The 19,782-nt window shown below is 64.1% G+C and carries 15 protein-coding genes; 6 read left to right on the top strand and 9 right to left on the bottom strand.

Features of this window, described 5'->3' with window-relative positions; genetic code table 11:
• The first annotated feature begins 49 nt into the window (after window positions 1-49).
• Entirely contained in the window at window positions 50-889 is an 840-nt protein-coding gene (locus LB528_RS13095; protein ID WP_224715197.1) for a phosphate/phosphite/phosphonate ABC transporter substrate-binding protein, read from the top strand.
• Here the strand turns inward: LB528_RS13095 and LB528_RS13090 are convergent.
• From LB528_RS13090 to LB528_RS13070, 5 genes are all read right to left on the bottom strand, one after another.
• Window positions 857-2,197 (bottom strand): M24 family metallopeptidase, encoded by a 1,341-nt coding sequence (locus tag LB528_RS13090; protein ID WP_224511099.1) that lies wholly within the window; start codon window positions 2,195-2,197, stop codon window positions 857-859. The genes LB528_RS13095 and LB528_RS13090 overlap by 33 nt on opposite strands.
• Window positions 2,198-2,213: 16 nt before the next feature.
• Window positions 2,214-3,773: an ArnT family glycosyltransferase gene (locus tag LB528_RS13085; RefSeq protein WP_224715196.1), complete on the bottom strand. Its 1,560-nt coding sequence runs from the start codon at window positions 3,771-3,773 to the stop codon at window positions 2,214-2,216.
• Window positions 3,774-3,810: 37 nt separating this feature from the next.
• Window positions 3,811-6,393 (bottom strand): FAD-dependent oxidoreductase, encoded by a 2,583-nt coding sequence (locus tag LB528_RS13080; protein ID WP_224715195.1) that lies wholly within the window; start codon window positions 6,391-6,393, stop codon window positions 3,811-3,813.
• Window positions 6,394-6,408: 15 nt separating this feature from the next.
• Window positions 6,409-6,888, bottom strand: coding sequence for an endonuclease domain-containing protein (locus tag LB528_RS13075; RefSeq protein ID WP_224715194.1), 480 nt, complete (start codon window positions 6,886-6,888; stop codon window positions 6,409-6,411).
• 138 nt (window positions 6,889-7,026) lie between these two features.
• Entirely contained in the window at window positions 7,027-8,604 is a 1,578-nt protein-coding gene (locus LB528_RS13070) for a trimethylamine methyltransferase family protein (protein WP_224715193.1), read from the bottom strand.
• A 297-nt stretch (window positions 8,605-8,901) separates the two neighbouring features.
• Between LB528_RS13070 and LB528_RS13065 the strand changes: the two genes are divergently transcribed.
• The 3 genes from LB528_RS13065 (at window position 8,902) to LB528_RS13055 (ending at window position 13,799) form a co-directional block, all read left to right on the top strand.
• Window positions 8,902-10,062, top strand: coding sequence for an MFS transporter (locus tag LB528_RS13065; RefSeq protein WP_224715192.1), 1,161 nt, complete (start codon window positions 8,902-8,904; stop codon window positions 10,060-10,062).
• Window positions 10,063-10,135: 73 nt separating this feature from the next.
• Window positions 10,136-12,202: a prolyl oligopeptidase family serine peptidase gene (locus tag LB528_RS13060; RefSeq protein ID WP_224715191.1), complete on the top strand. Its 2,067-nt coding sequence runs from the start codon at window positions 10,136-10,138 to the stop codon at window positions 12,200-12,202.
• 217 nt (window positions 12,203-12,419) lie between these two features.
• The gene (locus tag LB528_RS13055) at window positions 12,420-13,799 is read left to right on the top strand and encodes an aspartate aminotransferase family protein (protein WP_224715190.1); all 1,380 of its coding nucleotides are present in this window, start codon (window positions 12,420-12,422) and stop codon (window positions 13,797-13,799) included.
• A 321-nt stretch (window positions 13,800-14,120) separates the two neighbouring features.
• Here LB528_RS13055 and mmsB read toward each other — a convergent pair whose 3' ends face one another.
• Complete coding sequence (gene mmsB, locus LB528_RS13050; protein WP_224715189.1) at window positions 14,121-15,005, bottom strand: 3-hydroxyisobutyrate dehydrogenase; 885 nt, start codon at window positions 15,003-15,005, stop codon at window positions 14,121-14,123.
• 43 nt (window positions 15,006-15,048) lie between these two features.
• Window positions 15,049-16,215 (bottom strand): isobutyryl-CoA dehydrogenase, encoded by a 1,167-nt coding sequence (locus LB528_RS13045; protein WP_224715188.1) that lies wholly within the window; start codon window positions 16,213-16,215, stop codon window positions 15,049-15,051.
• A 139-nt stretch (window positions 16,216-16,354) separates the two neighbouring features.
• Between LB528_RS13045 and LB528_RS13040 the strand changes: the two genes are divergently transcribed.
• Together LB528_RS13040 and LB528_RS13035 are read left to right on the top strand one after the other, a co-directional pair.
• On the top strand, window positions 16,355-16,960 hold the full coding sequence (locus tag LB528_RS13040; protein ID WP_224715187.1) for a dimethylsulfonioproprionate lyase family protein: 606 nt from the start codon (window positions 16,355-16,357) through the stop codon (window positions 16,958-16,960).
• Window positions 16,960-18,435: a cobyric acid synthase gene (locus LB528_RS13035; protein ID WP_224715186.1), complete on the top strand. Its 1,476-nt coding sequence runs from the start codon at window positions 16,960-16,962 to the stop codon at window positions 18,433-18,435. Before LB528_RS13040 ends, LB528_RS13035 begins: the two co-directional genes overlap by 1 nt.
• Here the strand turns inward: LB528_RS13035 and LB528_RS13030 are convergent, their stop codons facing one another.
• Together LB528_RS13030 and LB528_RS13025 are read right to left on the bottom strand one after the other, a co-directional pair.
• Window positions 18,436-18,855: a VOC family protein gene (locus tag LB528_RS13030; protein WP_224715185.1), complete on the bottom strand. Its 420-nt coding sequence runs from the start codon at window positions 18,853-18,855 to the stop codon at window positions 18,436-18,438.
• A gap of 85 nt (window positions 18,856-18,940) precedes the next feature.
• Window positions 18,941-19,774, bottom strand: a complete 834-nt coding sequence (locus LB528_RS13025; protein WP_224715184.1) for a helix-turn-helix domain-containing protein — start codon at window positions 19,772-19,774, stop codon at window positions 18,941-18,943.
• Window positions 19,775-19,782: the final 8 nt, after the last annotated feature.

Genomic DNA, 19,782 nt, shown 5'->3' with positions numbered 1-19,782 from the left:
CGGCGGAACGCAGGCGCCGAAGGTCGCCTGCCTTTGAAAGCTGTTCGACATGAACAAGTTCGTTGCGGCCCTGCCGATGTATGATTGGCCCGAAGCCCGGCGCGAGGTCGATGCGCAATGGGCGCGGCTGCGTGACGCCTTCCAGCAACGGGGCATCGATGCGCCGGAAACGATCGTGCGCCGCAATCGCGATCTGCCGCCGGTGCCTGGCGGCATCCACGATAAGGCCGGCATGGTGATCGCGCCCGATCCGGCGACGCTGCCTCTGGACGAGATCGATTTTCACCAGCTTTGGCTCAGTCCGGCGCTGCTCTTCGGGCAAACCTGTTGGGGACCGATGGAACTCGGCCTCGCCGGGCATGTGCAGGTGATTGCCCAGCCGAATTACGATGCGTTCGAGGGGGGACAGGGGGAACTCTATTCCAGCGCGCTGGTGATGGCCGCGGACGGCGGACCGCCGGTTGCCTCGCCGCAGGACGGCAAAGCCATCATCCCGATCGATCTTCTCCGCGGCAAGCGCTTCACTTTCAACAATCCGGATTCGATGTCTGGGCTGATCGCGCTGACGCGCGACCTGGAGGCGTTGGGAGAGAGCCTCGATATTTTCGCCTCGCGCAGCGAAAGTGGCGGCCACCGGTCGTCGATCATCGCCATCGCCGAGGGCAGGGCGGATGTTGCCGCAATCGACTGCCAAAGCTGGGCGCTGGCGCAACGTTTCGAGCCGGCTGCGAAAGCCGTGAAGGTCGTCGGCTGGACGGCGCGACGCAAGGGCCTGCCCTATATCACCGCCAGAACGACGCCGGAAAAAACCATTGCCATGATGCGCGACGCTATCGCGGCCGTCGAAAGCGGCGCGTCAAAGCAGCCGCTCGTCCAGCTTGTAGGCTGAAAGCTTCTCGTTTCCGGTTGCGGTGATCAGGATCTGTTCCTCGATCTTGACGCCTTCATGCCCGCCAAGCCTGCCGATATAGCTTTCGACGCAGAGCACCATGCCTGGTTCGAGCACGCCGTCCGGTGTGTCGTCGGTCCAATCGCCGGCATGCGGCAGCGTCGGATATTCATCGGCCAGGCCGACGCCATGGTAGAGCACGCCGTAGCGCGTGGGGTAGCAATCGTCCGGCGGCACCGCCGAGCGCTCGACAAGATCGCGAAAGGAGATGCCCGGCCGCATCAGATCGGTGTTATGGGCGATCTGATCGGCAGCGATACGGAAGAGATCGCACTGTTCCTTCGACGGCTGCATGTCGCCGCAAAGCCATGTGCGCGAGAGATCGGCGCAGAAACCATAAGGGCCGATCAGGTCCGTGTCGAAGGCGACGAGGTCGCCATTCTCGATGACGCGCGAGGAGCATTCCTGGAACCAGGGATTGGTGCGCGGGCCGGACGACAGAAGCCGCGTTTCAATCCATTCGCCGCCACGCGCGATGTTGCCGCGATGCAGTTGCGCCCAGAGCTCGTTTTCGGAGATGCCGGGCTTGAGTACCGCTTCCATTTCGCCCATCGCCGCCTCGCAGGCGACGATGGCGCGGCGCATGGCGAGGATTTCGCCCGGGGATTTGATAAGGCGAGCATTCTCCATCACCGCTTCGCCATTGCCGACGGAAATGCCGCGGCGGGCGAGTTCCTGGACGCCTTCGGAATCGATGTGGTCGACGGCGATGCGGCGATTGCCGCCGCCGTGCTCGGCTACGAGCTCGGCGATGCCGGCGCCCCAGCGCCGGACCTTCTGCTCGGTGAGCTCGCCGCTATAGAGGTATATCCACGACACCGCCGGGCGCACCTCGTCGACGACACCCGAATGGTCGGACAGGTGCTCGCAGGAGAAGTAGTCGAAGAGCACCACAGGGCCCTCGGTGGCGACGAAACAGTGGCGTGTCGGGTTGTGCGCGACCCAGAGCTGCATGTTGGTCGAGTCCGTCGCATAGCGGATGTTGATGGGGTCATAGAGCAGGGCGCCTGCATAGTCGCGGCGCTTCAGCTCGGCGCGAATGCGCTCCAGCCGGTATCTGCGCATGGCGGGCAGGTCGGGCGCGGCGATGCCTGCCGCCTCCCATTCCGCCTCGGCTGTCGCGCCATAACCCAGCACATGCTGGCTGAGCGAGGCCGCTTTCTCACGGGAGGCCTCGCGCAACGCTTCGACGGACCCGGGTTCGAAGGGCATGATCTTGCGATGGCGGCCAAAGCCTAGCTTGTCCATTCGTCCCCCCTGAAGCTTACTGCGCGGTCTTCTTGAGCAGTTTGGTGATCGTGACCTTGCGCGGCGGGAAGCCGAGTGCCTGCGGCACCTCGATCGTGCGATGGACAGTGTCCATTGTGTAGCCGGCCTTCGCCATCTCTTCGAAGACATCCGAGGACGATTCCCTGTCGTCTGTAAGGACAAGCACAGCCGGCTCGCGGATCGACCGGGCGAAGTCCGGTATCTCGTCATCGAGCACGATCAGATCGGCATCGACCAGGCGCAGATTGCCGATCCAGAACCAGCTAGAGACCACGGTCTTGACCGGCCCATCGGCGTTGATCTGGTCGTAAAGCGACCGGTAGTCCATCCGCACGATGCTGCCGCGGCTGTCGCCGCCATTCACGTGCATGTACCAGCTTACGGGTAGCGCAAGAAGGGCGAGAATCGCGCCGACGAAGACAATGGTACTTTGCGTTTTTCCGCCCCTCTGCCCGATGGCATCGAAGCGCATGGCCAGGGCTGCGGGCAGCAGGACGAACACGGGCAGGACCCACCGATCGCGAAACTGCGTGATGCCGCCCGCCAGAACAACCACCAGCGTGATGAGCAATGCCAAGGCGATCGTGCGCCACAGCAGCTTCTCGGGCCACCGCACCGGCTGCGGCGTTGTTGCGGCTTTCCGTGCCGCGAGGAAAAGGGCCACGGCAATGATAATAGCCGGCAGGCCCGCGAAATTGAGCATCGCGTTGCCCAGCCCGCGCAGGGCGAGCACTGTGGTCTCCACCAGCCCATCGCCGTTGCCGGCGCCGAAGCCGCCACTGTGCGCCAGGAAGTCATCCGGGTGCGTGATGTTCCAGTGAAGCGTCGGCAGGCAGGCGAGGATCGCTACGGCCAGGCTGATTGCGAAACGTCGGTCGAAGATCGCCTCACGCGTTTCGCGAAGCGAGAGAGATGCCAGGAACAGAGCGGCAAGGAAGATGACGATATTGTATTTCGACAGCATCGCGGCCGCCGTCGCCAGGCCGAAAAACGCGTAAGCGACGGCCGAGCGCCGTTTCTCCACCTCGACCAACGCCAGAAGCAGCACCGAAGTGAAACAGAATATTGCGACCGAGTGGGTAAGGGCGTGCTGCATCTCCCAGAAGATCTGGGGAAACAGAAGCAATCCGAACATGCCGGCGGCACCGGCGCGGTTCGAGTAGCCAAGGCGACGTATGGCGGTGAAATAGGCGGCCAGTCCCGCGGCCAGCAAGCCGTATTTGACGATCTTGAGGGCAAGGACACTGGTTCCGGCCACCGAGGCCGCAAGCATCGCCAGCCAGGTGTATAGAGGCGGCTGCGAGCTGCCGTAGCCGGCAGCAAGAAAGCGCATTTCCATCAGCTGCTCGGAATCGTCGACGCCGACGCCCGTGCCCGCAATGTGAGACAACAGCGCCATCACTGCGATCTGGAGCAGGCAATAGACGAGGACCGACGCGATCGCGGCGCTGAATGGACCGACCCGTCCATTGCAGAGCCAATCGGTCCATTTCTCTAGCTGCTGCAAGGGGGTGGTCTTCTCATGCTGATGCGCCGGTAGCGGGGCATCGACCATGCCACAGCAACCGGCGCGATCCAACAAATCCGGGTGGTCAGGTCCGCATCTTCTCGCCGCTCGGGTCGAAGGGCGGCTCGATATTGATGCGCGCCGGGCGGCGGTGGCCGAGAATCTCGATCTCGAACAGGCCGGCGCTTTCGTCCTCGGCAAGGGCGGCTGGCACATAGCCCTGCGCCATCGATTTCTGCACGTAATGCGCATAGCCGCCCGAGGTCACCCAGCCGACGACGCGCCATTCGCCATCGACGATGCCACGCACGGCGGAAGCGCCTTCGGCGGCCTTCGATCCGCGCACTTCCTTGCCCCCCTCGTCGAAGCGAGGCGCGCCATAGCCATGCGGCTTCTCGACCGTGCCGTAGTCCTTGCCGACCTTGGCCCAGATCGGCTCGTCGCCCATAACGTCGGCATCGGCAGCGTCGACGATGAAGGAGACCCGGCGCAGCTTCGGCCCTTCGGCATGCTCCCTGGCGGACGCCTCGCGGCCGATGAAGTCGTTCTTCTCCAGCTTGATGAAGCGATCCATCGAGCCTTCGAACGGTCCGTAGATGGGCCGCAACTCGCGGAACCAGGTCGGGAAGTTCTTCTCCAGGCGCATGGAGAGCAGCGCGCGCATGCCGAAATCGACAATGCCGAATTCCGCGCCGGCGTCCTTGATCGCCTTGTAGACGAGACGCTGATAGGCGGGCGCCATCCAGATCTCGTAGCCGAGGTCGCCGGTATAGGTGATGCGGTTGACCATGCAGGGCGCGCCGCCGACCGCCATCTCACGGAAATCCATGAAGCGGAAGGCCTTGGTCGAGACGTCGACATCGACGAGCTTCTCCAGCAGGTCGCGCGATTTCGGCCCGGCGATGGAGAGACCGACCAGCGTCTGGTCGAAGCGGTGGATGCGCACCGAGCCATCCTTCGGCAGGTGCTTCTCGAACCAGCGCATGTGGTACTTCTGCGCGGCCGACGAGCCCCAGATCATGAAGCGGTCTTCTCCATTCCTTGGGCCGGCCTTGGCGATGGTGAAGTCGCCGATCAGCTTGCCAAACTCGTTGACCATCGGGGTCAGCACGATGCGGCCAATTTTAGGCATGCGGTTGGTCATCAGCCGGTTGAGGAAATCCTCCGCGCCCGGGCCCGAGACCTCGTATTTGGCGAAGTTGGCGATCTCGGTGACGCCGACCTTCTCACGCGTGGCGCGCACTTCCTCGCCGATCGGGCCGAAATCGTTGGAGCGGTGGAAGGAGACGATGTCCTTCGGCTCCGTGCCCTTCGGTGCGAACCAGAGCGGCGTCTCGAGGCCCCACGAATCGCCCATGACGGCGTTGTTGGCGAGCATGGTGTCGTAAAGTGGTGTCGTCTGCGCCGGACGGGCGGCGGGCAGTTCTTCGTTCGGGAAGCGGATTGAAAAGCGCCGCGAATAGTTCTCGCGCACCTTGGCGTTGGTGTAGCGCAGGCTCGCCCATTCGCCGAAGCGGGCGACGTCCATGCCCCAGACGTCGAAGCCCGGATCGCCATGCACCATCCAGTTCGACAGCGCCAGGCCGACGCCGCCGCCCTGGCTGAAGCCGGCCATGACGGCGCAGGCGCACCAGAAATTGGTCAGGCCCTGCACCGGGCCGACCAGCGGGTTGCCGTCGAGCGCGAAGGTAAAGGGGCCGTTGATGATCTGCTTGATGCCAGCCTTCTCGATGCCGGGGAAATGCTTGAAGCCTATCTCCAGCGACGGCGCGATGCGGTCGATGTCGGGCTGCAGCAACTCATGGCCGAAATCCCACGGCGTGTTGACCGGCGACCACGGCTTGCAGGCTTTCTCATACGTGCCGAGCAGGACGCCGTTGCGCTCCTGGCGGGTATAGATCTCGCCCTTGAAGTCGAGCACGCCGATCATCTCGCGGCCGGTCGACTTGTTGAATTCCTCGACCTCCGGCATCGGCTCGGTGAGCAGGTACATATGCTCCATGGCCAGCACCGGCAGCTCGACGCCGACCATGCGGCCGATCTCGCGCGCCCACAGGCCGCCGCAGTTGACGACATGCTCGGCATGGACCGTGCCCTGCTCGGTGACCACGTTCCAGGTGCCATCCGGCTGCTGCGTCAGGTCGACGACGCGGTTGCGCAGCACGATCTCGGCGCCGAGCTTCTTGGCCGCCTTGGAATAGGCGATGGTGGTGCCGGACGGATCGAGATGTCCTTCGACCGGATCCCACATGGCGCCGACGAAGTTCTTCTCGTCCATCAGCGGAAACATCGCCTTGGCTTCCGAAGGCGTGATCAGCTCGGTGTCCATGCCGAGATAACGGCCCTTGGCGTGAGCCAGCCGCAGGAAGTCCATGCGCTCCGGCGTGTCGGCCATCATGACGCCGCCGGTCAGATGCAGCGAGCAGGATTGGCCCGACAGTTCCTCGATTTCCTTGTAGAGCTGGACCGTATAGGCCTGCAGCTTGGCGACGTTAGGGTCGCCGTTCAGCGTATGGAAGCCGCCCGCCGCATGCCAGGACGAGCCGGAGGTCAGCTCCGAGCGCTCGATCAGCATGATGTCGGTCCAGCCAGCCTTGGCGAGGTGATAGAGCACCGAACAGCCGACGACGCCGCCGCCGATGACAACCGCTTTTACGTGGGATTTCATGCAGATAGGTCCGTTTTACAAAGACTGAGTTTTAAGAGCTGAATTGATTGGGCGAGGCGGGAAAACAAAGCGCAGATCGGCCACCGCGATGTTCTCGGCCAGTTTGCCATCAAGCGCGGCAACGATTGTTTCACAGGCGGAAGTGCGATGCTTCAGGATGTCATGGCTCCAGAAACGCAGGATCGAATAGCCCTGAGCGCGCATGAAGTCGTCGCGGCGGCGATCATATGAGCTGTCGGCGTGTTGGGATCCATCGACCTCGACGACGAGCCAACGCTCGCGGCAAGCGAAGTCGGCGAAGAACGGCCCGATGGAAAACTGGCGCGTAAAGCGATAGCCGCCGAGCTTGCGTGCTTTCAGTTCAAGCCAAAGCAATGCTTCCGCTTGATTGCCGGCCTGCCGGAGATTTCGCGCCCGCTGGGTAGCGCCCTGTTTGCGGCGGCTTCGCGTTTGAGCAGCGCCTTCCCCCACTCCGTCGCTGCTTCGCAGCGCCACCTCTCCCCCCTCCGGAGGGAGAGGAAGGGCGCCGGCTGGAATCGCCTCGCGCCTTTCCTCTCCCCCGTCGATCGGGGGAGAGGTGTCGAGCGCAGCTCGACGGAGTGGGGGTCGACTGTTCATCCTCAACACAGATGATCAGAAATCTGTCGGCGCACCGCCTTCGGCGCGGCGTTTTTCGACAAAGTCGTTGAGCTCCTCGCGGATGGCCGGATCCATGTAAGGCTCCTCGTAAGAAGCAAGGCGCTCCTTCCAGACCTTGTTGGTCCGCTCCATCGCCGTCGGCGAGCCGGCCTCGGTCCAGGTCTCGAAGTTGCGCCAGTCGGAGACGATCGGCGAGTAGAAGGCGGTCTTGTAACGCTCCTGGGTGTGCTGGGTGCCGAAGAAATGGCCGCCAGGACCGACAGACTGGATGGCCTCGAAGCCGAGCGCATCCTCGGAGAGGTCGAGCGGGGTGAGGAACTCGGCCACCATCTGCAAAAGGTCGATGTCGAGGATGGTCTTTTCGTAGGAGCAGCGCAGGCCGCCTTCCAGCCAGCCGGCGCCATGCATCATCAGATTGCCGCCGCTCTGGATGGCGCCCCACAGCGAGAACACGCTTTCATAGGCGGCCTGCGCGTCGACCGTATTGGCGGCGCAGGTGTTGGAGGTGCGGTAGGGAATTTGATAGCGGCGCGCGAGCTGGCCGCCGACGAGCTGCGCCTTCATATATTCGGGCGTGCCGAAGGCCGGCGCGCCGGACTTCATGTCGACATTGGAGGTGAAGCCGCCATAGCCTACCGGCGCGCCTTTCTTGACCATCTGCGCGAAGGCGATGCCGGAAAGTGCCTCGGCGTTCTGCTGCACCAGCGCGCCGGCGACGGTGACTGGCGCCATGGCGCCCGAGAGCGTGAACGGGGTGACGATCACGGCCTGGCCCATGCTCGCCATCTGGATGATGCCTTCCATCATCGGCACGTCGAGCTTGAGCGGCGAATTGGTGTTGATGATGGTGAAGACCGACGGTTCCTGCATCAGCTGCTCGCGGCTGATGCCGCGGGCGATGCGGGTGATCTCGATGCCGTCGACATTGCGTTCCTTGCCGAGCGAATAGATGTGGAAGACCTTGTCGGTGAGCATGGCGAGGTCGCGGATGCATTCCAGGTGCCGGACCGATGGATGGATGTCGATCGGCTCGACCGGATAGCCGCCGGTGCAGTGCAGGATGTTGTGCATCTGCGCGAGGCGCAGGAAGTTGCGGTAGTCGGCCTGGTTGCCGGGCCTGCGGCCGCGGTCGAGGTCGGAGCAGTTCGGCGCCGAAGCCATCATCGACAGGATGACGTTGTTGCCGCCGAAACGCAGATTGTGCGCCGGGTTGCGGGCATGCAGCGTAAACTCCGACGGGCAGTGCGAGACAAGCTCAAGGATCATGTCGCTGTCGAAGCGCACGCGCTCACTGCCTTCGCGCACATCCGCGCCATGCGCTTTCATGATGCGGCGGGCCTCGTCGTGCAGGACGTCGACGCCGATCTCCTTCAGCACGCGCAGCGAGGCGAGGTGGATCGATTCCAGCTCGTCGTCCGACACCAGCTTGGTCGGTGTCAGCGGGTTCCTCAACTGCCGGAAGGCGGGCTGCTCGAAGGCGGCCGAGCCGCCGGCGCGCTTGCCCGCGCGGCCGCCACGGCGGGCGCGATCGGTTGCCAGTGCCGGTTCGGCGGGACGAAGGGCGGCGGTCATGGGAAGCCTCGTGAGGATGCGAATTTGGCCGGCATAATGGACCGGCCGCAATGCAGCCGGTGAGGAGGCGGCGACCACTAGGGCGAGGGAAGCGACATGACGGAAGGGCAACCGGCTGGGTTGCCGAATTGCCGCCCACCGAAACATTCGCAAAGGCTTCTGCCGCCGCGCAGTATCGCTCCGAACGGGCAAGCGCTCCTGACAGGGACTGGCTGGAACATGCGTTTTCGCCGCCAGTTGGCTCTTACGGCCGCAGCCGCTAGCGGCTAAAGCCTCCTGGCAATTGGAGCAGGAACGATGGCTCTGGCGAAATCAGAGGCCGGCGAGAGGGTGCAGTGGGCCGCGATCACCGGCGTGATCGCGACCGTTTCGGTATTCGCCATCGCGCAAGGGCTTTCCTACCCGCTGCTCAGCTTCATCTTGCAGCGTCAGGGCGTTTCGCCGGCGATGATCGGGCTGTCGGCGGCGATGACGCCGGTCGGCTTCATCCTGTCCTCGCCGCTGATCCCGGGATTAGCGCGGCGGTTCGGGGCAGGGCGCACCGCGCTGACCTGCGCGGCGCTCTCGGCACTGGTGCTGGCGCTGGTCGGCTGGACGCAGGATGTCTATCTGTGGTTCCCATTGCGCTTCCTGATCGGCGTGGTGACCAACCCGCTTTATGTCTTGAGCGAAATCTGGGTGATTGCGCTTGCTCCCCCAGCGCGGCGCGGCCGCGTCATGGGCATCTATTCCACCATCATCTCGGCCGGCTTCGCGGCTGGGCCGCTCTGCCTGCTGGGCGTCGGGACCGAAGGCTGGCCGCCTTTCCTTGTCGGCATTCTTGCCTTCATCTTCTGCGGCGGCTGCCTGGCCGTGGTGGTGAAGCGGCTGCCAAAAGTCGACGAGGCCGAAAACAAGGTTTCGGTGCTGGGCTTCATCCCAATGGCCTGGCTGCTTCTGTCGGCGGTCGTCGTCGCGGCAGGATTCGAGCAGGCGATATTGGCGCTGCTGCCGGTCTATGGGACGCATCACGGCATTCCCGAAGCGCGCATGTCGGCGCTGCTTTCCGTGATGATCGCCGGCAATATCGCCATGCAGGTGCCGCTCGGCCTGCTTGCCGAGAGACTGACCGCGCGCCTGGTTCGCTTCGGCTGCGTGGCGGTGACCATCCTTGGATGTGTGCTCTTGCCGGCGCTGATCGAGACGCCGTTGATCTGGGCGTGCGTCTTTGTCTGGGGCGCCGTCTCCTACGGCATCTACACGATGTCGATCATCGAACTCGGCGAGCGCTTCAGCGGCTCGGCGCTGGTCGCCGGCAATGCGGCCTTCTCGCTGATCTGGGGTTTTGGCGGCATCGTCGTGCCGCCGCTCACCGGCGGCGTCATGGATGTCGCCGGCGCCACCGGCCTGCCGGTCACGCTGGGCGCAATCTGCGCGGCGCTGGCGGCGGCGACGGTCGTGCGCCGGCGGGTTTTGTAATCGGTCCGGTCACGGCTCTTGAATATCGATGCAGCGAACGCGATGTAGGCGGAGCCGCCGGAAGGAGACCCGCATGACCAGCATGATGACCAAGACCCAGCCCGAATTGGCGGATCCCTTTCTCTGGCTGGAGGATCGCAACGGCAAGGAAGCGCTGGACTGGGTTCATCGCCAGAATGCGCTGACGGTCGCCGAATTGCAGGGCGATCCTTCCTACCAGGCGGCTTTCGAGACCGCGCTCGACCTGATGACGGCCGAGGACAACATGCCGGTCGGGGCCGCACTTGCCGGCTACGTCTACAATTTCTGGCAGGACAAGACCAATGCGGTGGGCCTGTGGCGGCGCACGCCTGTCGCTTCCTACAAAACCGACAAACCGGAATGGGAGACGATCATCGATTTCGATCAGCTCTCGGCGAAGGAAGGCGTCAAATGGGTGTTCGGCGGCGCGAGCCGGCTCTATCCCGATTTCAACCGCTGCCTGCTCTACATGTCGCCCGATGGCGGCGACGCCAGCGAGATGCGCGAATTCGACATCGCAACGAAATCCTTCGTCGACGGGGGGTTTTCCGCGCGCGCCTCCAAGTCGGGCTTTTCCTGGCTGGACCCGGATACGGTCATCGTCTCGGCGGCTTTCGAGGAAAGCGACAAGACTGAGTCCGGCTATCCGCGCGTCATCAAGCTTTGGCGTCGCGGCACGAAGCTTGAGGACGCGACGCCGATCTTCGAAGGCAAGACGCAGCATCTCGCGGTCGGCAGCAGCGTCGAATATGACGGCGACAAGCGGCATGTGCTGCTCGGTAAGACGCTCGACTTTTTCACCTCGCACAGTTTCCTGCGTCTCGCTTCGGGCGAGAACCGGCGCATTCCGCTGCCCGACGACGCCACCGACACCGCGGTCTTCAAGGGACAGCTGATCTTCGGCTTGCGCAGCCCATGGACGGCGCCCGACGGCATGCAATTCCTGCCCGACGGGCTTTACTCCGTCGATTTCGACCGCTGGATCGAGAGCGGCACATTCGGGCCGTTCGAAACGGTGCTTGCGCCGGCGCATCGCGTCTCGATCGCCGGGCTCGCCAGGACCAAGGACCGGTTGTTCATTAACCTGATGGACAATGTGCGCGGCAAGGTCATCGCCTGCGACCGCACCGCCGATGGCTGGTCGCTGAAACGCATCGCGCTGCCCGACAATGGCAATGTCGGCATCAGCCATGCCGAGCATTTCGGCTCGAGCGTCTCCTTCTCCTTCACGGATTTCCTGACGCCGAGCTCGATCATCTGGTCGGACGACAATGGCGAGACGCTTCAAACGGTGAAATCGCAGCCGGCCCGCTTCGACGCCTCGCCTTATATCTCGGAGCAACTCGAGGCGCGCTCGAAGGACGGCACGATGATCCCGTATTTCGTGGTGCGGCGGCGCGACCAGAAAGGGCCAGTGCCGGCGCTGCTCTATGGCTATGGCGGTTTCGAAGTGCCGCTGCTGCCCGGCTATGCCGGCATCCGCGGCAAGCTCTGGCTGGACAAGGGCAACGCCTATATCCAGGCCAATATCCGCGGCGGCGGCGAGTTCGGCCCGGCCTGGCACCAGGCGGCGCTCAAGGGCAAGCGCCAGAACGCCTTCGACGATTTCGCGGCGGTGGCCGAGGATGTGGTTAAGCGCGGCATCACCACGGCGGCGCAGCTCGGCATTCAGGGCGGTTCGAATGGCGGCCTGCTCACCGGCACATTGCTGACGCAGCGCCCGGAGCTGTTCGGCGCGGTCATCATCGACGTGCCGCTGCTCGACATGCTGCGCTACACCGAACTGCCGCCCGGCGCCTCGTGGATAGCCGAATATGGCGACCCGTCGAAGCCGGAGGAGGCAGCTTGGCTCGGCGCCTATTCGCCCTACCAGCATGTCGCGACCAATGTCGCCTATCCGCCGGTGCTGTTGATGACCTCGACCGCCGATGACCGCGTCCATCCGGGACATGCGCGCAAGATGGCGGCGCGGCTGCAGGCGGCAGGCCATGGCGGGACGCTGTTCTTCGAGGAGACCGAAGGCGGCCATGGCGGGCGCGGCGACCGCCGGCCGCAGGCGGCGCAGACGGCGATGCGCTACATATTCCTGCAGCGGGCGCTCGATAAGACTGCCTCGTAGGCATGGCTTGAATTCTAGGCATCAGGCGGCATAAGCTGCCGCCATGATCCGCTTCAGCACATCAGGCGCCTTCGGGGTCGCGGTGACGCCGTCACCGCGGACCCTTCGCGCCGAGCTTTTGCGGCTGTGCGCTCGCATCGGCTATTCGCCGCCCGGCTTCCTCTGACGAATCCGCCCCGGCCGCTGCCGGATTGATTCAAGAGGAAAGATCAAACCCATGACCTATCAGAATTATTCGCTGAAGCAGCTTCAGCAGATCGACGCCGCGCATCACCTTCATCCCTTCACCGACCACAAGGAACTGCGCGACACCGGATCGCGTATCGTCACCCATGCCAAGGGCCCGTTCATCTACGATGCCGATGGCACCGAAATCCTCGATGGCATGGCGGGCCTGTGGTGCGTCAATGTCGGCTATGGCCGCGCCGAGCTGGCCGAGGCTGCCTACGCGCAGATGAAGGAACTGCCTTACTACAACTCCTTCTTCAAATGCTCGACGCCGACGCCGGTGCTGTTGTCGAAAAAGCTGGCGGAGCTGGCGCCGACGCATGTCAGCCAGGTTTTCTACGGTTCGTCCGGGTCGGAGGCCAACGACACGGCGCTCAGGCTCGTGCGCCACTATTGGGCGCTTGAAGGCAAGCCCGAGAAGAACCGCGTCATCTCGCGCAAGTCGGCCTATCACGGCTCGACGATCGCCGGCACGTCGCTGGGCGGCATGGAGCCGATGCACAAGCAGCTCGGCGGCGCGGTGCCCAACATCGTCCATGTGATGATGCCCTATGCCTATGAGCTCGCGCTGCCCGGCGAAAGCGACCATGATTTCGGCATTCGCGCGGCAAAGGCGGTCGAGGACGCGATCCTCGAGGCCGGCGCCGACAAGGTCGCCGCCTTCATTGGCGAACCGGTGATGGGCGCCGGCGGGGTGAAGATTCCGCCGATGAGCTACTGGCCGGAAGTCGAGCGCATCTGCCGCAAATACGACGTGCTGTTGATGCTGGACGAGGTCATCACCGGCTATGGCCGCACCGGCGAATGGTTCGCGGCGCAGACTTTCGGCATCGAGCCCGACACCATCACCACCGCCAAGGCGCTGACCTCGGGCTACCAGCCGCTGTCGGCGCTGCTGGTCAGCGATCGCGTCGCCAAGACGCTGGTCGAGAAAGGCGGCGAGTTCTATCACGGCTACACCTATTCCGGTCATCCGGTGGCTTGCGCGGTGGCGCTGAAGAATCTTGAGATCATCGAGAAGGAAGGCCTGGTCGAGCGTGTCAAGAACGACACCGGTCCCTATTTCGCGCAGGCGCTGCAGGAGCGGATCGCGGGGCACAGACTGGTCGGCGAGGTGCGCTCGATCGGCCTGATGGGCGCGATCGAGATCGTCAAGGACAAGGCGACCAAGGAACGCTATCTGCCGTCGGGAAGCGCTGCCGTTGTCGTGCGCGACCATGCGGTCGCGAACGGCATGATGATGCGGGCCACCGGCGACACCATGATCCTGTCGCCGCCGCTGATCTGGACGCGCGACACAATCGACATGGCCTGCGAGCGGATCGCCAAGGCGCTCGATCTCGCGGATGCCGATTTGCGCAAGCGCTGAGGGATATTCTCCGGGCGCTCCTCAATGGGCGCCCGGTCCATTCCCGGACATTTCGCGTGATGTCCCCACAACGCAAAAACCGCGTCCCGACGGGAACGCGGCTTTGCCAGATACGCATGGCGTTTCGCTACGAAACACTTGCGAAACCTACGGGCTCCGGTACGCGAGACCTGATCCGGAGCGCCGGGCAGACGCGATGTCCGCCACGCAATCCGTTTTAAAGGCACATCGTTACCGGTGCGTTAGCAAGACCTTAAGCAAATCTAAATTTGCCGGCTTTGTGTCGAAAAAATCCGCTAATAACCGTTGGAAAGCAGCCGTTTAGCTTTTGTCGCCGCGCAGGAAATTTATGATGCCGGAAAAATCGGCGCCGGCGTGGCCTTGCGCGTTGAACAAGGCATAAAGCTGCGTGGCTTCGGCGCCGAGCGGGGTCACGGCGCCGGCACTCTGCGCGGCTTCTTGTGAAAGCTTCAGGTCTTTGAGCATGAGCGCGGCGGCAAAGCCGGGCTTGTAGTCGCGATTGGCCGGCGAAGCCGGAACGGGGCCGGGCACCGGGCAGTAGGTGGTGAGCGACCAGCACTGGCCCGAGGACGTGGAGGCGACGTCATACAGCGCCTGATGCGACAGGCCGAGCTTTTCGGCCAGCACGAACGCCTCGGCGACGCCGATCATCGAGATGCCGAGAATCATGTTGTTGCAGATCTTGGCGGCCTGTCCGGCGCCGTCGCCGCCGCAATGAACGACGCGCCCGGCCATCGGCTGCAGGATCGGTTCGGCGGCGTCAAACGCTTCATCCGAGCCGCCTGCCATGAAGGTTAGCGTGCCGGCCGACGCGCCACCCGTGCCGCCGGAGACGGGCGCATCGATCGATTGCAGGCCATGCTTCGCGGCAATCGCATGCGCCTTGCGCGCCGATTCGACATCGATGGTCGAGGAATCGATGAACAGCGCGCCTTTCTTCGCGTTCGGCGCGATGTCCTCGTAGACCGACAGCACATGCTTGCCGGCGGGCAGCATGGTGATGACGACGTCCGCGCCCTTCACTGCGGTGACGGCGTTCGCCATGACCGTAATGCCGTGTTCTTTCGCAACTGTAAGGTTCTCGGGCATAAGATCGAAGCCCAGCACCGCATGGCCCGCTTTTACGAGGTTGGCGGCCATGGGATTACCCATGTTGCCGAGGCCGATGAAGGCGATCGTTGTCATTCTTGTTCCTCCGGAATCCTTGCTTCGGCAACGCGCGTCGGCGTCAGCGCCCAATCAGCGAGCGCGCGATGATGACGCGCATGATCTCGTTGGTGCCTTCGAGGATCTGGTGGACGCGCAGATCCCGCACCAGCTTCTCGATGCCGTAGTCGTGCAGATAGCCGTAGCCGCCGTGCAATTGCAGCGCCTGGTTGGCGATGTCGAAGCCGATATCGGTGACGAAGCGCTTGGCCATGGCCGACCATTTGCCGGCGTCCGGCGCCTTGCGGTCGAGCTTGGAAGCGGCGGCGTAGAGGAAGATGCGGGCCGCCTGCAGTTCCGTTTCCATGTCGGCCAACCTGAACTGCAGCGCCTGGAACTGGTTGATCTTGGAGCCGAAGGCCTTGCGCTCGGCCGTGTAGGCAAGCGCCTTGTCGAGCGCCGACTGCGCTCCGCCGAGCGAACAGGCGGCGATGTTGAGCCGCCCGCCGTCGAGCCCGGCCATGGCGATGCCGAAGCCTGCGCCTTCCGCGGCGAGCAGGTTCTCGGCCGGCACCTTGCAGTCCTCGAAGATGACCTGGCGGGTCGACTGCATGTGCCAGCCCATCTTGTGCTCGTTGGCGCCGAAGGACAGGCCCGGCGCATCCCTGGGCACGACAAAGGTCGAAATGCCCTTAGGGCCATCGGCGCCGGTGCGCGCCATGACGACGTAGAGGTCGCTGTCGCCGGCGCCGGAGATGAACTGCTTGGCGCCGTTGAGCACGTAATCGCCGCCGCTCTTCACCGCCCGCGTCTTGAGCGCGGCGGCATCCGAGCCCGAGCCGGGCTCGGTCAGGCAATAGCTCGCCAGCCACTCCATCGAGGTCAGTTTCGGCAGGAAGCGCTGGCGCTGCTCGTCGCTGCCGAAGCGGTCGATCATCGAGGCCGCCATGTTGTGGATGGAAATGAAGGAGGAGAAGGCCGGATCGGCATGGGCAAGCGCCTCGAAGATCAGCACCGCGTCCAGCCGCCCAAGCGCCGAGCCGCCGACATCGTCGCGCACATAGATGCCGCCCAGGCCGAGCGGCCCGGTCTCGCGGATCACATCGGCGGGGAAGTGCTTTGCCTTGTCCCAGTCGAGCGCATTGGGCGCGACGCGGTCCGACGCGAAGGCTCGGGCCATCTCTTGGATGGCGCGCTGTTCCTCGTTGAGTTCGAATTGGCCAGTGCCCGCATCGACTGCCACGTCCATGGCGTGCTCCCTGTCGCTTCAGGCCTTCTGGCCTGTCGTTTTTGTCTTTGCGCGCCGTTCAATCTAGACCAATGATGCCGCCGCGCAACCCGGACCGTTGAGAACCGGCTGTGCATGGAATGACGAACGGAGCTCGTGCGTGCCGACAATTTTCAATAAGTTGCTGGAGCGTTTCCAAGCCTGTCTCGCGGGCGTCGACAATGATCTGGTGAGGGACGAAGTCGCGCGCATCGGCTGGGACATGCCTGTGCGTTCTCTCGAACCGCGCGTGCTTGGCTGCCTTGGCCATCTCGATCGCATCGCCGAGCTTGCGCTGCTGGACGCCAGGCCGCTGGCGCGATTCGTTGCCGATCATCGGGAGGAGCTGCGCTGGGGACAGACCTATACCACCGCCGATTTCGGGCAGAGCTTCATCGACAATTACGGCTGGCTGGAAGTGTTCGGCACACGCGGGCACTTCGTCAATGACGCGGTCGCGGCCGGCCTGCTGATCCTTGGGCCCAACATTGTCTATCCCGACCACCATCATATCGCCGAGGAAATCTACATCCCGCTGACCGGCGGCACGGAATGGCGGATGGGCGAGGGGGACTTTCAATTTCGCGAGGCGGGCGAAGTGATCCACCACGCCTCCAATGTCAGCCATGCCACGCGCACCGGCAAGGAGCCACTGATGGCGCTCTATCTCTGGCGCGGCGGGCCCCTGGCACAGAAATCGACCATTGGCTCAGGAGGCAGAGGCTAATGGCTAAAGCGATCATGCTGCAGGGCACCGGTTCGGATGTCGGCAAGACCGTGCTGGTGGCGGGGCTTTGCCGCGCTGCGAAAAATCGCGGGCTGAAGGTGCGGCCGTTCAAGCCGCAGAACATGTCGAACAATGCCGCGGTCGCCGACATTCCCGGCGGCGACAAAACCGGCGAAGGTGAGATCGGCCGCGGGCAATGGCTGCAGGCCCTGGCCTGCGGGGTGAGACCGACCGTCCATATGAACCCGGTGCTGCTCAAGCCGCAGAGCGATATCGGCTCGCAAGTGGTGGTGCAGGGCAAGGTCTATGGCGAGGCGCGGGCGCGCGACTACCAGGCGATGAAAGCCGTGCTGATGGACGCGGTGCTGGAGTCCTGGGCGAAGGTCGGCGAGGGCGCGGACCTGGTCATCGTCGAGGGCGCGGGCTCGCCCGCCGAGATCAATCTCAGAAGCCGCGACATCGCCAATATGGGTTTTGCCACGCGCGCCAATGTGCCAGTGATCCTGGTCGGCGACATCGACCGCGGCGGAGTCATTGCGTCCGTGGCCGGCACGCATCTGGTCCTGCCGGAGGAAGACCGGCGCATGATCGCCGGCTATCTCATCAACAAGTTCCGCGGCGATGTCTCGCTGTTCGACGAGGGGATAAGCGCGATCGAAAGGTTCACCGGCTGGCGCTGCTTCGGCGTCGTGCCGTGGCTGAAGGCGGCCGGGCGGCTACCGTCCGAAGATTCCGTTGTGCTCGAACGGCTCGCTTCCGGTGAGAAACGGGCGTTGAAGGTGGCGGTGCCAATGCTGGCGCGCATTGCCAATTTCGACGACCTCGATCCGCTGAAAGCCGAGCCGCAGGTCGAGGTGGTGTTCGTGCCGCCGGGCAAGAAGCTGCCGGAAGATGCCGGGCTGGTGGTCATCCCCGGCTCCAAATCGACGATTGGCGATCTCATAAAATTCCGCGAGAACGGCTGGGATCGCGATCTTCTCGCCCATCGCGAGCGCGGCGGCCATGTCGTCGGCATCTGCGGCGGCTACCAGATGCTCGGCCGCATGGTGCGCGATCCCGACGGCATCGAAGGCAGCGTCACCGAGGCCGAAGGCCTTGGCCTGCTCGACATAGAAACGGTGATGGAGCCTGAAAAGACGGTGCGCAATTCAAGCGCGCATTCGGTGCAGTTCGGCCTGCCGCTCGAGGGCTATGAAATCCATCTCGGCCGGACTACCGGCGCGGACACGGCGCGACCGTCGACGATGTTCAATGGCGCCGAGGACGGCGCGGTCTCCGCCGACGGCAAGGTGATCGGCACCTATCTGCACGGATTGTTCTCAGCCGACGCGTTTCGCGCCGCCTATCTGGAGAGCCTTGGCGTCAGGGGAGGCGGCATCGACTATCGCGCGGACGTCGAGAAGGCGCTGGACGAGGTGGCCGCGGAGTTGGAGAGGCATCTCGACTGCGACGCTATATTTGGGCTGGCGCGCTGACTACGCCTTCTCGCCCGCCTTCGGCCAGTAAGTGCCGAAGGACCAGACATTGCCTTCCGGGTCGAGGCAGATGAAATCGCGGCTGCCATAGTCGCGGTCGACCAGTTCCTGGAGGATTTTCGCGCCGGCCTTCTTGGCACGCGCATAGGCGGCATCGGCGTCATCGACGGCGATGTAGATCGACTTGCCGCCGCCACCGCCGGGCTCGCCGACCATCTTGCCGTAATCGTCGTCGCGCGCCGTGCCCAGCATGATCATCGAGGAGCCGAAAGTGAGCTCGGCGTGGTGGACGATGTCGCCCTCGCCATAGCGGGCGCGCAGTTCGAAGCCGAAAGCCTCGCTGAGCCAGTCGATCATTTTGGCGGCGTTCCTGTAGCGCAGGGCCGGATAGAGACGGGGTGCTTCGTTTGCTGTCGGCATGACAATCTCCCTGGATCGGTTGATGAATGCCAGTCTGTGCAAAGGCGGTCTCGGCGTCTTGAAGAAATGTTACCTCGCCTGAGGGCTAGATCATCGCCGCGAGCCCGGTCGGCGTTTCGCCGGCCAACTGACGGAACTCGCGAACCAGATGCGCCTGGTCGGCATAGCCGCAATCGGCGGCGATGCCAGCCCAGTCATCGTCCTGCCGCTTCGACAGGGACAGCGCCCGGTTGAAGCGCACGATGCGTGACAAGGTCTTCGGGCCGATGCCGATCGCGTCGGTGAACTTGGCGGCCAGATGCTTGCGGCTCCAGCCGATCTCGCCGGCGAGCGTCGAAATGCGGGTGCGGCCGCCCGACATGATGACCGTCCTGTACGCCCAGGCGATTTCGGGCGAAAGCGCATTCGCGTCGGCAAGGCGGCTGGTAATGAATCCTTCGGCAATGTCGAAGCGCGCGTTCCAATCCGCCGCTTCGCCGAGCTGTTCGCGCAGCGCGTGGCCGTCAAAGCCCAGCACATCGTCCAACCCAACCATGCGATCCCGCAGCTCGCTCATCGGCAGGCCGAAGAATTGCCTGGCGCCGAGCGGCGTGAAATTGACTTGGACGCAGCAGGCGCCGCCGAAGGATTCGATCATGACCGGCCCGGCATAGAGGCCGGCGGCGAAGCTGGCGTAGCGGTCATTGGCGCCTGGGCTGTGGCCGAGCCCGATGGCGAAGGCTTCGGCGAAGCTGATCACCAGCGGCACGGTCAGCGAAGCATATTCGACGATGCGGAAATGGCCGGGGCGGGTCTCGCGATAGCCGCAGATATCCGTGACGATGCCCGTAAGCAAGGCAGCGGGCTTGCGTCGCACCATCTCGAAATGGAGGGCCGGGGACCGATTGTCCTGGCGATGGTGCTCTGGCTCGTCGGACATGGCGCGAG

Source organism: Mesorhizobium sp. CA4 (genome assembly GCF_020165075.1).
Taxonomy (GTDB): domain Bacteria; phylum Pseudomonadota; class Alphaproteobacteria; order Rhizobiales; family Rhizobiaceae; genus Mesorhizobium.
This window is presented reverse-complemented; position numbering and strand designations above follow the sequence as displayed.

Excerpts from the sequence above, each read along its gene's own strand:
- LB528_RS13095 (WP_224715197.1), top strand. The coding sequence starts at position 50 with ATGAACAAGTTCGTTGCGGCCCTGCCGATGTATGATTGGCCCGAAGCC.
- LB528_RS13090 (WP_224511099.1), bottom strand. The coding sequence starts at position 2,197 with ATGGACAAGCTAGGCTTTGGCCGCCATCGCAAGATCATGCCCTTCGAA.
- LB528_RS13085 (WP_224715196.1), bottom strand. The coding sequence starts at position 3,773 with ATGGTCGATGCCCCGCTACCGGCGCATCAGCATGAGAAGACCACCCCC.
- LB528_RS13080 (WP_224715195.1), bottom strand. The coding sequence starts at position 6,393 with ATGAAATCCCACGTAAAAGCGGTTGTCATCGGCGGCGGCGTCGTCGGC.
- LB528_RS13070 (WP_224715193.1), bottom strand. The coding sequence starts at position 8,604 with ATGACCGCCGCCCTTCGTCCCGCCGAACCGGCACTGGCAACCGATCGC.
- LB528_RS13065 (WP_224715192.1), top strand. The coding sequence starts at position 8,902 with ATGGCTCTGGCGAAATCAGAGGCCGGCGAGAGGGTGCAGTGGGCCGCG.
- LB528_RS13060 (WP_224715191.1), top strand. The coding sequence starts at position 10,136 with ATGACCAGCATGATGACCAAGACCCAGCCCGAATTGGCGGATCCCTTT.
- LB528_RS13055 (WP_224715190.1), top strand. The coding sequence starts at position 12,420 with ATGACCTATCAGAATTATTCGCTGAAGCAGCTTCAGCAGATCGACGCC.
- mmsB (WP_224715189.1), bottom strand. The coding sequence starts at position 15,005 with ATGACAACGATCGCCTTCATCGGCCTCGGCAACATGGGTAATCCCATG.
- LB528_RS13045 (WP_224715188.1), bottom strand. The coding sequence starts at position 16,215 with ATGGACGTGGCAGTCGATGCGGGCACTGGCCAATTCGAACTCAACGAG.
- LB528_RS13035 (WP_224715186.1), top strand. The coding sequence starts at position 16,960 with ATGGCTAAAGCGATCATGCTGCAGGGCACCGGTTCGGATGTCGGCAAG.
- LB528_RS13030 (WP_224715185.1), bottom strand. The coding sequence starts at position 18,855 with ATGCCGACAGCAAACGAAGCACCCCGTCTCTATCCGGCCCTGCGCTAC.
- LB528_RS13025 (WP_224715184.1), bottom strand. The coding sequence starts at position 19,774 with ATGTCCGACGAGCCAGAGCACCATCGCCAGGACAATCGGTCCCCGGCC.